This window comes from Allorhizobium paknamense (assembly GCF_030815125.1).
Classification (GTDB): Bacteria; Pseudomonadota; Alphaproteobacteria; order Rhizobiales; family Rhizobiaceae; genus Allorhizobium; species Allorhizobium paknamense.
This window is the reverse complement of record NZ_JAUSWH010000003.1, coordinates 339,721-355,875: the sequence shown is the minus strand read 5'-3', so window position 1 is coordinate 355,875 and position 16,155 is coordinate 339,721. Positions and strand designations below refer to the sequence as shown.

At 60.9% G+C, this 16,155-nt stretch carries 13 protein-coding genes; 8 read left to right on the top strand and 5 right to left on the bottom strand.

All coding sequences use genetic code 11. The features are described 5' to 3' along the window. Positions 1–8: 8 nt before the first annotated feature. Positions 9–365, bottom strand: coding sequence for a DUF4406 domain-containing protein (locus QO005_RS07545; protein WP_307157378.1), 357 nt, complete (start codon positions 363–365; stop codon positions 9–11). A gap of 115 nt (positions 366–480) precedes the next feature. Between QO005_RS07545 and QO005_RS07540 the strand changes: the two genes are divergently transcribed. The 4 genes from QO005_RS07540 (at position 481) to QO005_RS07525 (ending at position 3,096) form a co-directional block, all read left to right on the top strand. Continuing rightward, positions 481–1,227 (top strand): DeoR/GlpR family DNA-binding transcription regulator, encoded by a 747-nt coding sequence (locus QO005_RS07540; RefSeq protein ID WP_307157377.1) that lies wholly within the window; start codon positions 481–483, stop codon positions 1,225–1,227. Between the two features lie 234 nt (positions 1,228–1,461). Then, positions 1,462–1,899: a curlin gene (locus QO005_RS07535; RefSeq protein WP_307157376.1), complete on the top strand. Its 438-nt coding sequence runs from the start codon at positions 1,462–1,464 to the stop codon at positions 1,897–1,899. Between the two features lie 155 nt (positions 1,900–2,054). Then, entirely contained in the window at positions 2,055–2,516 is a 462-nt protein-coding gene (csgH, locus tag QO005_RS07530; protein ID WP_307157375.1) for a curli-like amyloid fiber formation chaperone CsgH, read from the top strand. A 175-nt stretch (positions 2,517–2,691) separates the two neighbouring features. Continuing rightward, on the top strand, positions 2,692–3,096 hold the full coding sequence (locus QO005_RS07525) for a curlin (protein WP_307157374.1): 405 nt from the start codon (positions 2,692–2,694) through the stop codon (positions 3,094–3,096). Between the two features lie 48 nt (positions 3,097–3,144). On the opposite strand, the gene QO005_RS07520 is transcribed toward QO005_RS07525, so the two are convergent. The 4 genes from QO005_RS07520 to QO005_RS07505 form a co-directional block, all read right to left on the bottom strand. Then, complete coding sequence (locus QO005_RS07520) at positions 3,145–4,152, bottom strand: asparaginase (protein ID WP_307157373.1); 1,008 nt, start codon at positions 4,150–4,152, stop codon at positions 3,145–3,147. A gap of 24 nt (positions 4,153–4,176) precedes the next feature. Next, positions 4,177–7,845, bottom strand: a complete 3,669-nt coding sequence (locus QO005_RS07515; protein ID WP_307157372.1) for an O-linked N-acetylglucosamine transferase, SPINDLY family protein — start codon at positions 7,843–7,845, stop codon at positions 4,177–4,179. Positions 7,846–8,256: 411 nt separating this feature from the next. Beyond that, positions 8,257–9,261, bottom strand: a complete 1,005-nt coding sequence (locus QO005_RS07510; protein WP_307157371.1) for an NAD(P)H-quinone oxidoreductase — start codon at positions 9,259–9,261, stop codon at positions 8,257–8,259. 209 nt (positions 9,262–9,470) lie between these two features. Continuing rightward, on the bottom strand, positions 9,471–11,282 hold the full coding sequence (locus QO005_RS07505) for a bifunctional diguanylate cyclase/phosphodiesterase (RefSeq protein ID WP_307157370.1): 1,812 nt from the start codon (positions 11,280–11,282) through the stop codon (positions 9,471–9,473). Between the two features lie 287 nt (positions 11,283–11,569). Here QO005_RS07505 and betI point away from each other — a divergent pair, with 287 nt between their 5' ends. The 4 genes from betI (at position 11,570) to betA (ending at position 16,149) form a co-directional block, all read left to right on the top strand. Then, positions 11,570–12,163 carry a transcriptional regulator BetI gene (gene betI, locus QO005_RS07500; RefSeq protein ID WP_307157369.1) on the top strand — a complete coding sequence of 198 codons (594 nt, stop codon included), beginning with the start codon at positions 11,570–11,572 and terminating at the stop codon, positions 12,161–12,163. Then, a complete protein-coding gene (locus tag QO005_RS07495; protein WP_307157368.1) occupies positions 12,151–12,972 on the top strand; it encodes a tetratricopeptide repeat protein in 822 nt (273 codons plus the stop codon). The genes betI and QO005_RS07495 overlap by 13 nt, the downstream gene beginning before the upstream one ends. Then, complete coding sequence (gene betB / locus QO005_RS07490; protein ID WP_307157367.1) at positions 12,969–14,432, top strand: betaine-aldehyde dehydrogenase; 1,464 nt, start codon at positions 12,969–12,971, stop codon at positions 14,430–14,432. The genes QO005_RS07495 and betB overlap by 4 nt, the downstream gene beginning before the upstream one ends. A gap of 64 nt (positions 14,433–14,496) precedes the next feature. Continuing rightward, on the top strand, positions 14,497–16,149 hold the full coding sequence (gene betA / locus QO005_RS07485; protein WP_307157366.1) for a choline dehydrogenase: 1,653 nt from the start codon (positions 14,497–14,499) through the stop codon (positions 16,147–16,149). The last annotated feature ends 6 nt before the right edge of the window (positions 16,150–16,155 follow it).

Sequence of the window (16,155 nt, the reverse complement as noted above, 5' to 3'; positions counted from 1 at the left end):
ACAAGATCTCACACCACGCCGGGCACATCCTGCAGCCTGTACCAGACGGGAATGCCGCGCTCGGTGGCGATTTTTACGTCATTGTCCGCCCCTTTCGAGGCACCGGGCAAGCGCAGTACGCCTTCGCACAGTTGCAGAAGGCGGTGCGCCGTGGGGTGGAAGATTTCCTCATACAAGGCGTCACCAATCTCCCTCCCGCCTGCAGCATGCCAGACCGGAAGGGCCACCCATTCACCAATCATCGGAATGTGCCCGGCCTTGAACAGCGCATGCGAGGGTGCCTCCAGCACTTTCAGGTTTGCCGCCATTTTTTCCGGATCGTCCCCTGTGCCCGAACGATAGGGACCGGCAATCAAGATCAACATGTCTTTCTCCTTTGCAGACTTGCACGAACACGCATGAATCCGCACGATTCTGCTTGAATGTCGAATCTTTTTTTGCGATGTTGTAGATAATATAAATTTTTGTGCGATTTCATGCATGCTGACCAGTCAACGCAAAGCCTTGATTCTCGACCGTCTCCGGCAGACGGGGCGCGCCGTCGCCAAGGAGATCGCGATGGAACTCGCACTATCGGAGGATACGATCCGCCGTGACATGCGGGATATGGCGGCAGCGGGGCTTTTGCAGCGGGTGCATGGCGGTGCGCTGCCACTTTCGCCTGAACTGCCGGATTTTACCGCCCGCAAAAGCCGGGCGACGGCGGAAAAGCAGGCTCTGGCCGCACAGGCCGTAACCCTGGTGGAAGCCGGGCAAACGCTGTTTCTGGATGGCGGCACCACCAATGCCGAGATTGCCCGCCGCCTGCCTGCCGGGACTGGGCTGACGGTCATCACCCACAGCCCCACCATTGCCTGCGAACTGGAAAATCGCCGGGATATCGACGTCATCCTGCTCGGCGGCAGGCTCTACCGTCATTCCATGGTCGCGATGGGCACGGAAACGGCCGCCGCCATCGGCAGGCTGCGGCCCGATCTTTTCTTTCTCGGGGCCACGGCACTGCACCCCCAGGCTGGCGCCAGTACCGGCGATCATGAAGAGGCGGCCATCAAGCGGATGATCGCCTCGGTCTCCCGCCGCACCTGCCTGTGTGTGACGGCAGAGAAGCTTGATCGGGTTTCACCGCACATCATTTTGCCGGTTGACGCGATTGCCCTGGCAATTCTTCCAGAAGACATCGGGGAAGCACGGCGAAAGCCCTATGAAGCCGCTGGCCTTATTGCATAATTCCTTAAATCGGAATCGATTTAAGGTGAAAATTATGCAGCAGATATAAAGCGCTACAGCGAACCTTTGTGCGCCATATATGGCGCACGGCGCTGTAGTCTGATGGCCGCGCAGTAGCGCAGCCACAATCCCACCCGTGAACGACAGTTAAATGCGGTCTTCAGACTGCGTTCTGCTGCGGCTTTGTACAAGGGAGGCGTTCAACCGCGGTTCCATCCGCCAAGGAGACGCCCCATGATCCGCACTTCTCTTATTGCCGCAACCCTTGCCGCTCTGGCTGGTTTCGCTTCCGTCGTTCCGGCCAGCGCCAATGATGTGAATATCGAGCAATATGGCTGGTCCAACCGTGCCGGTGGCGCGCAGAACGGATATTATAATCGCATCCGCAGCTATCAGGATGGCGATTATAATGGTCTGGCCGTTCACCAGCGCGGCAATCGCAACCTCTCGGCCATTGGCCAGCGCGGCTACAATCATTATGGCGCCACCTACCAGACCGGCAACGGCAATGTCGCGGGCGTCGGCCAGTTCGGCTCCAACCACACCACGATCCTGACCCAGGACGGCAATGGCAACATTACCGCCGGTGTGCAGGTGGGCAATGGCTGCGCCGCCAAGGTGCGCCAGGGCGGCAATGGCAATGTCGCGGCCTTCGTGCAGGCCTGTGATTAATACGAAGAGTCATTGAAAATGACTTTTCGTATTCCCCTTTCGAATATCTCAAGCCCCTGATGCATTTGAGATATTCGAAATTCTTTCAAGGCGAGGATGCATGAGCATCTTCGAGCCTTGGTATAATAAAGGAAAGTCCCGAAGGGAGATCCGCCATGCATCTTCTTCGCACTCTGTCTGTTTTTGCGAAAAACCGGCTGCCGCTTCTGCCGGACATGCGGCCGCGCCATCTTCTTGCTGCGGGGCTCGCGCTTGTCATTCCCGCCTCCGCCATTGCGGGGGCGATCATCACCGACCGGGGCGGCACATCCGGGCCGCTCCGGTGTGAAATCCGCGCCACGCCGCAAGGTGGCGGCATCGCCATCGAGGCCCGCGCCCGGGCAGACCTGCCCACCAGCGGCACCTATGCGCTGAAGGTGGAAGGCTCGGGCGCAGGCTCGGGCTCAGGCAGCACCCGGATCAACCAGGGCGGGGCGTTCATCGTCACGCCCGGCATTCCGGCCAGGCTTGGCAGCGTCACGCTCGCGGCCAATGGCGCCCGCTACGATATCTCGCTCGACCTCAGCACCGATGGCGGCACCGTGCGCTGCCAGCGAACGGTCGGGGACGATGGATAAAGCATTTCCAGCAAAAGTGGGAACCGGTTTTGCGTGCGGAAATGCGTAAAAACAAAAGCATTTCCAGCAAAAGTGGGAACCGGTTTTCCCGAAAGACAAACGAAAACAAGAGAGGCCAGAGCCTGTCTGGTTTGATCTGAACCTGACAGACTCTGGGCAAAGGAGAGGTCTGACCATGCGCACCATCGCTTTCCCCCTGATCGCCGCAGGGCTTGCCGCCGCCCTGCTGGTTCAAACGGCCCCGGCGCGGGCTGGCGGGATGTTTTCCTTCAACATTGCGCCCTCCAATCCCGGTGACCAGCAATTGCTCTCCACCGGCATGCATCTCTATTCGCTCTATCGCGGTTTCAGGGGTGGCAGCATTGAGCAATATGGGCAGGGCAACAGCGCCGGTCTTTCGCAACGCGGGCATGACAATATCGGCTTTATCCAGCAGCGCGGACGCGGCCATTCGGCCACGCTGGAGCAGACCGGCAATGACAATGCCTGGGCGATTTTCCAATATGGCCGCAATGCCGATAACCGCGTGGTGCAAAACGGCAATGGCGGCGCGGGCGCGACCTTCAGTTATGGCTGGTAAAACCCTGAGAATATCTGGCCAATATTCCAGGATGTGTGGACAGTCGCTCTAGAGAAACAGCGCATCCGTCACACGGACATCGCCGACATGGCGGCCGTTCCAGTTTTTCATCGACCGGTTCGCCATGACCATCAGCGCCGCACCGGCCTCGCTGTCGCGCCCCAGGAAACGGGCCAGAAGGGCCGTGACCATGGCTTCCGCTGCGCGCGTGGCGCCATCCTCCGCCTTGACGGCGATGGAAAGCCCTTCTTCCGGCAACACGGCGCAGAAAACGCCCTCGGCACCGGTCTTGGCGAAGATGCGTCCCGGGGCGAGTTCCATGATCTTCGTGCAGGCGCGGCCCGTGCCCGCCACGTAGAAGGGCGCGGCCATGCAGGCCTCGATCAACCGGCGGGCCGCCTTGGCGCGCAGCGGCTGAAGCCCCCTGCCGGTTGCCATGTTTGCAAAGCCGCGGGCAAGGCCGGTGAGCGGCACAGCGTAAGTGGGAATGGAACAGCCATCCGTGCCGCAATGATCGGCATCGAGAACAGCACCCGTCAGCCCCGCCATGATGGCGCGGATTTCCGCCTGCAGCGGATGGTCGTATTCCACGTAGCCTGCCGGTTCGATGCCCTGATGCACGCAGGCGCAGACAAAGCCGGAATGCTTGCCGGAGCAATTGTTGTGCAGGCAGCCGGGCTTTTCCAGCGTCCGGGCCTGATGGATCAGCGTCTTCTGGTCGGAAGACCAGTGCGCCCCGCATTCCAGCGCCGTCTCGTCCCGCCCGGCCCGCGACAGCATGGAGGCGGCCAGCGCCACATGCGCTTCCTCGCCGGAATGGGAGGAACAGGCCAGCGCCAGTTCCGAATGTCCGAAACCGAAAGCCTCCGCCGCACCGCTTTCCACCAGCGGCAATGCCTGCATGGCCTTGCAGGCCGAACGCGGAAACACGCCCGCCTCGACATCACCCGCCTGGAAGACGATCCGTCCATCGCCATCCACCACCACCGCCATGCCGCGATGGCGGCTTTCGACCCGGTTGCCACGGGTAACCTCGACGGTGACGGGATTGTGCATGATAATCTCTTTCAATCCATTGCTTTATAAAAAAGGCGCGGTACGCGGCGGCAGGGCCGGAACGTCGATGTGATCGGGGGCAAGGCCGTTCCGCGCCCGCTCGACCATCATCTCATAGCCCCGCTCCAGATGTCGCGTAAAGCGCTCCGGATCGAAAAGCGGCTTGGTGTCGCGGTTTTCGGCAATACGGTGGCGCAACGCGGCAAGATGGTCCGGCGCATGGGTCAATGCAATCGCCCGCTCGATGAAATCACCGGCATGATCGGCAACCAGATCCGGCATATCCAGCGCCTTCAGCAGGCTTTCTGAAACGCGAGACGCGAAATGTCGCCCCTTGAGCGTCAGAAGCGGAACGCCTGCCCACAGCACATCCGAGGTGGTTGCGTGGCCGTTATAGGGATAATTGTCGAGACAAAGATCGACGGCTGTGATGCGCGAAAGGTGCTCGTCATAGGGCAGAGTGCCGGCAAACAGCAATTGGCGTGCCGGTACACCCTTTTCCGCAAAGGCGCGGGCGACATTCTGCCGCTGAAGATCGAAGGGGGCAACCATCAGCAGATGCGCGTCCGATGCTCCGCGCAGGATCTCAGACCAGAGGTCCACGGTTTGCGGCGTCAGCTTGCGGATGTTGTTGAAGGAGGCGAAGAGAAATCCCGCCGGCAATCCCAGCGCCTCGCGGGTGACAGGCCGAGGAAGGGGCCGTGCGCTGCGGGTATTGCCCTGATAGGTTTCCGGCAGGCGGCAAAAACGCTCGTGATACCATGGAGCGCTTTCATCCGGCGTCACCACATGATCGCCAATAATATAATCGCAATCAATGCCGATCCCCGATCCGGGAAAGCCGATCCAGGCCACCTGAACGGGCGCAAGGCCCGCATTGAGCAGATCCGGCCAGGCGCCGCTGGTGGGCCCGTTAAGATCGACAAGTATATCGATGCCGTGGCCCCGCACAGTCTCCCGCGCTGCCTGAAGACCCAGATGGCCGAGCCTGATCACCCGGCCGAGAGAGGCCTGAAAAGCGCGTGTCGGTTCATCCGGCTCTGCTTTCGCAATGTCGAAAAAGGTTACATCGAAGCGCTGGGGATCGTGATTGGCGATGATGCCGTGCGCGATACGCATCACCGGGTGGTTTTCCTGAAAATCGGAAAACAAATAGGCCAGGCGGATGCGCGATTGAAACACATGAGGCTCGGCCCGCCGCCTGGCCCGAGACTCCGGCGAAAACGGCACCACAATCTCTGCCGGATCGGCAGAGGCCAGCACGGCCTCGTCGTCGCACCAGGTCACGAGATCGAAAAGAACCTCATGGCGGCGGCAGAACGGGTCGCCCTTGCGTAGTTTTTCCAGCACCAGCGCGTCCCATTGGCGAAGATCATCGATGGCGGCAAACTGGTGCATCGCATAGCGCAGATAGCGATAGGCCTGGGCGTGGTTCGGATCCTTTTCGAGCAGCAGTTTGGCCACTTCATAACCGTTGCTGCTCAGCAGTTTGCCGGCCAGAAGACGTCGCATGAAGGCGGCAAGCGATCGCTCCAGCAGGTCGCGTCGCGCGGGCCGGGTTTTCGTTGCCGCCGCACCGAAATAGGTGCCGGCAGCATCATCCGCCCCCACCGCCTCGTGGCTCTCTGCCAGCAGGACAAGACATTCGCATGACAGCGCCTCGGTCGCGCGCCATCTTGGATCGGCGCCTGCCATACGCACGACATCTGCATGATCTCCCCGCGCATGGGCGTGGCGAAGAGCAGCCTCCTCATCACCCTGCGCCGGGGCAAGATCTGCCGCCGGCAGGAAGGCAGAGTGGCGCGGCGGCAGGGCCGGAACGTCGATGTGATCGGGAGCAAGGCCCTGGCGCGCCCGCGCGGCCATCATCTCATAGGCCCGTTCCAGGTGGCGGGTAAAGCGTTCGGTATCGTAAAGCGGCATGCGGGCGCGGTTTTCCTGAAGCCGGGCGCGGAGCGTGGCAAGCGCCTCGCGGTTGCCCGCAAGGGCGACAGCCCGTGCCAGGAAATCCGTCTCATCCTCTGCCACCAGTTCGGGCAGGCCTATGGCCGTCAGCAGGCTTTCCGACACCCTGGCAGCAAAGGTCCGGCCCCGTCTGGTCAGCACCGGAAGCCCGCCCCAGAGCAGGTCGGAGGTGGTGGTGTGGCCATTATAGGGGAAGGTATCCAGCGCCAGATCGGCAAGGCCGACGCGGCTGATATGGTCGGCATAGGCACTGCCCTCGGCAAAGATCAGGCGCTGGCGCGGGATGCCGAGCCGGGCGAATTCAGCCGCCAGATTGGCCTGCTGCTCAGCGCCCGCGCAGAGGATCCAGAACAGGCTGTCCGGCACGGCCTCAAGCACACGCGCCCAGAGCGCCATGGTCTCCGGGCTGATTTTGGCGGGGGAATTGAAGGAGGCGAAGAGGAAGGTGTCCTCCGGCAGGCCGTGATCGGCCCGGCGCTGCGGTTTTGGGCGCGGCTTGGTGACGCTGCAATTGCCCTGATAGGTTTCCGGCAGGCGGCAGAGCTTTTCCTCATACCAGGGCTTGGCCGCGTCCGGCGTGACGATGGGATCGGTGATGTGATAATCCAGCCCCGCCCCGCGCACCGAACCCGGATAGCCGATCCAGGTGGCCTTGACCGGCGCGTCGGAGATGGCCACCGCGCCCAGCCGGTGGCCCGTGGTGTGGCCCTTCAGATCGACCAGGATATCGATGCCGCGGCGGCTGATCTCTTCGGCGATCTCCGTGCTGATCATCTGGCGCACCGGCACGATTTCCGCCTGCAGGACCGGATCCCAGGTGCTCTGGATGGCCGCCTGGCTGGCGGGGGTGTGGCAGAAAAAGGTAATATCGAAACGGCTGCGGTCATGGGCGACGAAGACGTCGTAGAGCAGATACATGGTGGCATGCAGGGTGAGATCGGAGGAGATATAGCCGATCCTCAGCTTCTCGCCCGAAGGCCGGATCGCCCGGCGCGGCATGGGCGTGCCATGGCTTGCGACAAGATGGTCGATGGTGCCGGAGGCACTGTTCAGCACCGCCTCGTCATCGCTCCAGTAGCGGCGCGACAGCGGCTGGTCGCGATAGAGGATTTCCGCCGTCAGCGGATCCTCGGGCGTCTTCATCATCTCCAGCCAGCGCCGGGCGCCGGTGAAATTCAGGCTGGAGCGGCAGAACATGAAATAGTGCATGGCGATGAAGCTGTCGTCCGGGCTTTCGCCATAACGCTGTTCGATCAGCGGCCTCAGCTTTTCCGGCTTGCGCGTCAGTTGATAATGGGTGATCACCGCCTGCAAATGCCAATTGTTGCGCATGTCGAGCAGCGGCACCAGCGCTTCCAACGCCGGGTGAATGCCCGCGCCGAGAAGCATGTTCGCCATTTCATAGATGAAATCGCCATCGCCGGCATTGGCCGCACCGGCCTCCGGCGCGATGGTGGCGAGAAGATCCGGTCGCCGCTCCATGACATAGAGCCGGGCGGCAAATTTCAGGAATTCCGCCTTTTGCTGGGGCGCAAACACGGCGGCCTGCCGGAAAGCCTTTGCGCTTTCGAGCTTCTCGCCGAGTTTCAACTGGCAATTGGCGATCAGCATCCAGACCTTGCCCGCCACTTCGGGATCGGTGGTGGTCGCGGCGCGGGCATGGCGAAGGGCAAGTGCGAAATCTCCCTTGCGATAGGCTTCGAACGCGACGATCAGTTCCTTATCCATCCCATGGCCCGTATCGGTTATTGCACTGCCCCGGAAACCGGCGTCACGGCATGTCCTCCGGGCAAGCGTTCAAAGAAAAGGGTGGGGAGCCTCTACATTCTCCCCTACCGAGGGGCATAGGGGAAGGGCATTGTCCGAGGCTTGCCCCAAACGAAAGGCAACAAAAAAGGGCCGCTTGCGCGACCCTTCCATGAGACATGGTCTTTTTGCGAGACCCGGCGGTGAAACACCGCCTGAGGAGGATGTGCTCAGGCCGAGGGCTGCCCCTTCCCGACCATCACCTTTCCAAAGCCTGCTTTCGAGACCAAACGCTCACTAGACATTGGATCACCTCCTTTCAATTTGTTGAACATGAAAGGAAGATAGGAGCGAAAGCAGCAGTGTTCAAGGCAAGTTTGATAAAGAAAAGTTTCACTTCGTGATGGAGAGCATGATCTTACCGATATGATGGCTTTCCTCCATCAGCCGGTGCGCGTCTGCAACCTCTTCGAAGGGCAGGACCTTATGGATGACGGGCTGAAGCTTGCCATCCTCCAGCAACGGCCAGACATGGGCGACGAGATCATCGCGGATGGCGCGTTTTTCCTCCGCCGTGCGTGGCCGCATGGTGGAGCCGGTGACGGTCAGGCGCTTGACCATGATCGGGCCGAGATTGACCTTTTCCGCCACGGCTCCGCCCAGAAAGGCGATGATCGACAGGCATCCATCCTTGGCAAGCGAAGCGATATTCTTTTCGAAATAGGCAGCGCCGATCATGTCGAGGATGACATCGACGCCCTTGCCGCCGGTTTCGGCCTTGATTACCTCGGCAAAATCCTCCGTGCGGTAATTGATGCCGCGTTTTGCCCCCAGCGCTTCGCAGGCCCGGCATTTTTCATCGGAGCCCGCCGTGGCGAAGGCGGTGGCGCCAAAGGCCTTCGCCAGTTGAATGGCCGTTGTGCCGATGCCGGAGGTGCCGCCATGGATCAGCACCGTCTCGTTTTCCGTGAGCCCCGCCATCTGAAAGAGATTGGCCCAGACGGTGAAAAAGGTTTCCGGCAGGGCTGCCGCCTTCACCGCGTCATAGCCCTTGGGAAAGGGCAGGACCTGACCGGCAGGCAGCGCGCAAAACTCCGCATAGCCGCCGCCATTGGCAAGCCCGCAGACGGCATCGCCCGGCTTGAACTCGCTTACCCCCTCGCCCACGGCCACGACCTCACCGGACACCTCCAGGCCCAGCACCGGGCTTGCATCCTTCGGCGGCGGATAGCTGCCCTGGCGCTGCGCCACATCCGGGCGATTGACACCGGCGGCTGTCACCTTGACCAGCACCTCGCCCGGACGCACCGGCGGCAGCGGGCCTGAGGAAATCCGCATGACCTCCGGTCCGCCATGGGACGGAAGATCGACATAGCGCATGCTTGTAGGGAGCGTCATGAAAAGCCTCTGAAGTTTTCTTTTGCCGATAATTAGGCAGCAAAGGCCGCAAAGAAAAGGAGGCGGATCGACGCGGGGGGCGGGAAACGCCCTGCCCCTACTGCATAATTCCTTAAATCGGAGTGGATTTAAGGTGAAAATTATGCAGCAGCTTTAAAGTGTTACAGCGTCCTTTGTGCGTTTGATAAAACGCACGGCGCTGTAATGCTCTATGCCTGCGGCGGGCGGATGGTGGAAACGTAGAGCCCGGCTTCGCTATCCTTGGCGCTTTTCTTCAGCGTGGCGATTTCCGCCGAAAGGCGGCTGACGTCGTCGATCACCAGGCCCTTTGGCAATTCCAGCACGCCGATGGAGCAGCGCATCAGCGGAAAGTCCCGTTCCACGCCATTGCGGTCCTCGCCGCGAATGCGACCCTGCTGCCGGTCTTCCGGCGCATAAAGCTCCACCACGTCACCATGAAAATCCGAAAGCAGCCGGTCGAGGATTTCGGTCAGTTCCTCGCGGGTCCAGTCGGTGAGGCCGATGAAGAAGTCATCGCCGCCGACATGGCCGAGAAACACATCCGCCGAGAAGAAATAGCGGCGCATCAGCGCGGCGAAGAGCGAGATGGCGTGATCGCCGAGGTGGAAGCCGTAATGATCGTTGAAGGGTTTGAAGTTGTCGAAATCGCAATAGCAGAAATGCCGCGCGCCATCGCTGTCGCGGCCCGCCTGCTGCATGAAATCGCGGATGGCGCGATTGCCCGGCAGGCCGGTCAGCGGGTTCTGGTCCTGGGCGTTCTTCAACTGCTTTTCATTGATGATGCGAATGAGCGAGGCCGCCGAAATCACCCCGGCATAGCGCAGGTTTTCCGTCAGCAGCACGCAGTCGGAGCCTTCCATATTGGCGAAAATCGACATCAGCCGGTCGGCATCGGCATCCAGCCCCACCACGGGCGCCCGCTCCACGAAATGCGAGATGGAGCGTTCATAGACCTTGTTCTTCAACAGATCGCGGCCGAAGGGCTGGTAGATATATTCTTTCAAATGCAGTTCGTGGATGATGCCGCGGGGCTCACCATTGGCATTGAGCACGGGAAAGAAGGACTGGCGCGGATTGCGCCGGAAAAGATCGAATACCGTTTCGATACTGTCATTCTCATAGACCGCCGGCAGAGTTTCCACCTCGCGGCGGATCAGGATTTCATCCAGCGACTGACCGACCCTACGCAGCGGCCCGGCTTCCTTGAGATGCGGATAGGCAGGCTTCAGTTCGCTCAGATGCGGGGTGGGCCGGGCAATATGCCAGCCCTGCACCAGATCGACGCCCATATCCCGGCAGGTAACAAATTCGCCTTCGGTCTCGATGCCTTCGGCAATCACCCTGACGCCCAGCACATGCGCCGTCTGCACGATGTTTTTCACCAGATGCCGCTTGCGCGGATTGTGATCGAGTTGGTGAATGAAATGCCGGTCGACCTTGAGGTAATCCACCGGATAATCGCAGAGCAGCTTCATCTCGCCATGACCGATGCCGAAATCATCGATGGCGAGCTTGAAACCGGCGCTGCGCAGGCGCGTGACGAGGCGCGAAAAATCGGCATGGCTGGTGTTGTCGCTGCGCTCCGACAGTTCGAAACAGACCGAGGACGGGGCAATGGCCGCCGCCCGCAGATGGGTAAGCAAGCCCTCCACCAGCGTGTCGCCATGGGCGATCAGCCTATGGTCGAGATTGAGAAACAGCGTGTAATGAGCGTGATCGGGCAGGCTTGCGAATTTCGCCAGCGCCCGGCTGGTGAGCATCTGTTCGAGCGCCAGCAACTGCCCGGCGCTCTCCGCCTGATCCAGAAGATCGAGCGGCGTCTCGAAGCCGATGCGTTCCTGCCCGCGCATCAGCGCTTCGTGGCCGAACACCGCGCCGGTCTGCACCTCGACAATAGGTTGGAAGGCATTTTCCATCACGGCCTTTGCAAGCGTCAGAAGCTGATCACTGGCATAGCGGCGCAATAAACCCGCTTCCACCGCAGCAGCACGTCCCGTCATGAAATCCCCCTAACCCTGAAATCGGCCCGGGCGTCTTATGTTGACACCTCGGATGTTTGAAAATGCCGCGGGAACATCCATCCGGGCGCTCCTCAGGCGCGCCCACGCTGGCGGAAAAGCCTCAACGAAAGCTTTCCAGAAGATGAAAGTTTGATGACAAGCCACAGAGGCAACGAGCCGAAGCCTTCCTGAAGAGAAAAGGCGGCGCAAAACCATCCGGGTTCGGCGCATTTTTTATTGATTGATGAGTCAATCAAAATTAAACTGGCATTCATCAAGGAGACAAAATGCCCAAACTCGGAATGGAGCCGCTCAGGCGCAAGGCATTGGTGGACGCAGCCCTGAAGGCCATTGGCCATCATGGGTCGCTTTCCGTCACCATGTCGGAAATTGCCCGCACCGCCGGCGTATCTCCGGCGCTGGCGCATCATTATTTCGGCTCCAAGGAGCAGTTGCTGATCGAAACGATCCGCTCGCTTCTCAGGCAATTGCGTGAGGATGGCGTGGCAGCGCTCAGGGCGGCGGAAACGCCAAGAGCGCGCATTTCCGCCATCATCCGCGTCAGCTTCCAGGCAGACCAGTTTGCGCCGGAAACGGTGGCGGCCTGGCTTGCCTTTTATACCGAGGCGCAGCGCTCGGAGGAGACACGACGCCTGCTGGTGCTTTATGCAAGGCGGCTGCGCTCCAACCTGCTGGATGCGCTGAAGGGCCTCACCCCTCGCGCTGAGGCCGAGCAGATTGCCGAAGGCACCGCCGCGATGATCGACGGGCTTTACCTTCGCCAGAGCCTGCGGGCTGTGCCTTTATCCATTGAAACCTCCATTAGTCTGGTGGAGAGCTATGTTCGCCAACATCTGGAGGACATGGCATGCCCGCAGTGAGAAAAGCGAAATTCGTCGATCAGGCCTTTGGGCCGGATATCGATAGCCCCGCCGACCCCTTGCTGATTGAGGCCTGGGATGCGGAAAGGCCCTCCGAGCAGGTGAAGCTGGCGAGAGCGGCGCTGAATGTCGATGCCGACGCCATCGACGCCTATAATCTTCTCGGCATTCATGCCGGCACGCACGCCGAAAGCGTGGCGCTGTTTCGCGAGGCGGTGCGCATCGGCGAACGGCTGTTCAAGCCGGTGCTGACTGACCCGGAGATGGAATGGTGGGGCTATCTCGGCACCCGGCCCTGGATGCGTGCCCAGCACAATCTCGGCCTGGCGCTGATGCAGCTTGAGGACTGGCAGGACGCCATTGCCGTTTTCCAGCGCCTGCTGGATCTGAACCCCAATGACAATCAGGGCATTCGCTATGTGCTGCTGCAGCTTTACTGCCGGACAGGTGATTTTGCCGGTTGCCGCCCCATTCTCGAGACCTATTCGGAAGACGGTTCGGTGACCTTCCCGGCCACGGCGCTGCTGGTGGACCTTGCAACGCGCAAGAAGATCGACTTTGCCAAGCATTTCCAGGCCATTCGCGACAGCAATGAATACGCTCTGCCCATGCTTGCCCTCGCTGCCCGTGAGGGGAAATGGCCGCCCATGCCCAAGCTTCCGGGTGGTTATGTGGAAATGGGCGGAAAGGCGGAGGCGGCGCTTTATCTGCGCGAATTCCGTGAAGCCTGGGAAAGGAGGGCGAAAGTGCTGCCCGCCTTCCTTGAAGCCTATGACGCCGACCTGAAACAAGCCGGAAAGAAACCATGAAAGCCCAGCCCAAAGCCTCTCACTTCATCGATGGCGCCTATGTGGAAGACACATCCGGCAGCGTGATCGAGAGCATTTATCCCGCCACTGGCGAGGTAATTGCCCGCCTTTATGCCGCCACACCGGCCATCGTGGAACAGGCCATCGCGTCGGCAAAGCGGGCGCAGAAGGAATGGGCGGCGCTTTCTCCCACCGCCCGCGGGCGGGTGCTGAAAAAGGCCGCCGAGATCATGCGGGAGCGTAACCGCGAATTGTCGGAACTGGAAACGCTGGATACCGGCAAGCCCATTCAGGAAACCATCGTGGCGGACCCGACCTCGGGCGCGGATGCCTTTGAATTCTTCGGTGGCATTGCCGCCACCGCTCTCAACGGCGCGCATATTCCGCTGGGGGGTGACTGGGCCTATACCAAGCGCGTGCCGCTTGGCGTATGCGTGGGCATCGGCGCCTGGAATTATCCGCAGCAGATCGCCTGCTGGAAGGCGGCGCCCGCCCTCGCCGCCGGCAATGCCATGATCTTCAAGCCTTCGGAAGTCACCCCGCTGGGTGCTTTGAAGATCGCTGAAATCCTGATCGAGGCCGGTGCGCCGAAGGGGCTTTTCAATGTCATTCAGGGCGACCGGGAGACCGGGCCGCTTTTGGTCAATCATCCCGATATTGCCAAGGTTTCGCTCACCGGTTCGGTGCCGACTGGGCGCAAGGTGGCGGCGGCTGCCGCTGGCCATCTCAAGCATGTGACGATGGAACTGGGCGGCAAATCGCCGCTGATCGTGTTTGACGATGCCGATATCGAAAGCGCGGTTTCCGGCGCCATGCTCGGCAATTTCTATTCCACCGGGCAGGTCTGCTCCAATGGTACCCGCGTCTTCGTGCATCGCGCCATCAAGGAGAAATTCCTCGCCCGCGCCAAGGCGCGTACGGAAGCCATCATCCTCGGCGATCCGCAGGATGAGGCAACGCAGATGGGGCCGCTCGTGTCCTTCGCCCAGCGGGAAAAAGTGCTGGCCTATATGGAAAAGGGCAAGGCGGAAGGCGCGCGTCTCATCACCGGCGGCGGCATTCCCAACACCGTATCCGGACAGGGTGCATTCGTGCAGCCGACGATTTTTGCCGATGTGACCGATGACATGACCATTGCGCGGGAGGAAATCTTCGGCCCGGTGATGTGCGTGCTGGATTTCGACCACGAGGCGGACGTGATCGCCCGCGCCAACGCCACGGAATTCGGCCTCGCGGGCGGGGTTTTCACCGCCGACCTTTCCCGCGCCCACCGCGTGGTGGACCAGTTGGAGGCAGGCACGCTCTGGATCAACACCTATAATCTCTGCCCGGTGGAAATTCCCTTCGGCGGCTCCAAGCAATCCGGCTTTGGCCGCGAAAATTCGGCGGCGGCTCTGGAGCATTATTCGGAGCTGAAGACGGTCTATGTGGGCATGGGGGCGTGTGAGGCGCCGTATTGAAGCGCAGTCCCCCCACGACAAGCCACGTCAAATAACTTGCCCACCCAGGAAGATGCAAACCATCATGAACCAGGCAGATTTCGTCATCATCGGTTCCGGCTCGGCAGGGTCTGCCATGGCTTACCGGCTGTCGGAGGATGGCAAGCATACGGTGATCGTGCTGGAATTCGGCGGGTCGGATATCGGCCCCTTCGTGCAGATGCCGGCGGCTCTTGCCTATCCCATGAACATGGACCGCTATAACTGGGGTTACATGTCGGAGCCGGAGCCGCATCTCAACAATCGGCGGATGATTGCGCCGCGCGGCAAGGTGATTGGCGGCTCTTCCTCCATCAACGGCATGGTCTATGTGCGCGGCCATGCGGAGGACTTCAACCGCTGGGAAGAACTCGGCGCCACGGGCTGGGCCTATGCGGATGTACTGCCCTATTTCAAGCGCATGGAGCATTCCCATGGCGGCGAGGATGGCTGGCGCGGTACGGACGGCCCCTTGCATGTGCGGCGGGGCGAGGTGAAAAACCCACTCTACAAGGCGTTTATAGAGGCGGGTCGTCAGGCCGGTTTTCCGGTCACGGAGGATTATAACGGCCGCCAGCAGGAAGGCTTCGGCCTGATGGAACAGACGAGTTGGCAGGGCCGCCGCTGGTCTGCCGCCAATGCCTATCTGAAACCGGCGCTGAAACGGGAGAACTGCCGGCTGATCCGCTGTTATGCACGGCGGGTGGTGTTCGAGGGATTGCGGGCCGTGGGCGTCGAGGTGGAGATTGGCGGCAAGATCGAAGTGATCCGCGCCAATCGCGAAATCATTCTTGCGGCCTCGGCTTTCAATTCTCCGAAAATCCTGATGCTCTCCGGCGTCGGTCCTGCGGCGCATCTGAAGGAGATGGGTATCGGCGTGGTGGCGGATCGTCCCGGGGTTGGCCAGAACCTGCAAGACCATCTGGAATATTACCACCAGTTCCGCTCGAAACTGCCGATCACCCTTCACTCGAAAAACAACTGGTTCTGGAAAGGCGTGGTGGGGGCGCAATGGCTGTTTTTGAAAAAAGGGCTCGGCACCTCCAATCAGTTTGAGGCGGCAGCCTTCATCCGCTCTGCGGCGGGGGTCAAATGGCCGGATATTCAATATCACTTCCTGCCGATCGCCGTTTCCTATGACGGCAAATCGGCGGCGGAAGGCCACGGATTTCAGGCCCATGTCGGCTATAACATGTCGAAATCGCGTGGCTCGGTGACGCTGCGCTCGCCGGATGTGAAGGACACGCCGGTGCTGCGCTTCAACTATATGAGCGACCTGGAAGACTGGGTGAAATTCCGCCATGCGGTGCGGGTGACGCGCGAAATTTTCTCACAAGCCGCCTTTACCCCCTATATGGGCGGAGAGATTGCGCCCGGGCCGAAGGTGCAGTCCGACGAGGAGATCGACGCCTTCCTGCGCGAACATCTGGAAGGAGCCTATCACCCCTGCGGCACATGTAAAATGGGCCGGGCCGATGACCGGATGGCCGTGGTGGACCCGACCACCAGGGTGATCGGCGTCGAAGGCCTGCGGGTGGCTGACTCATCCATTTTCCCGCATGTGACCTATGGCAATCTCAACAGCCCATCGATCATGACCGGCGAAAAGGCTTCCGATCATATTCTCGGCAAGCCACCGCTCGCCCGCTCCAATCAGGAGCCGTGGATCAACCCGAATTGGCAGGTCAGTGACCGGTAGCAGGCT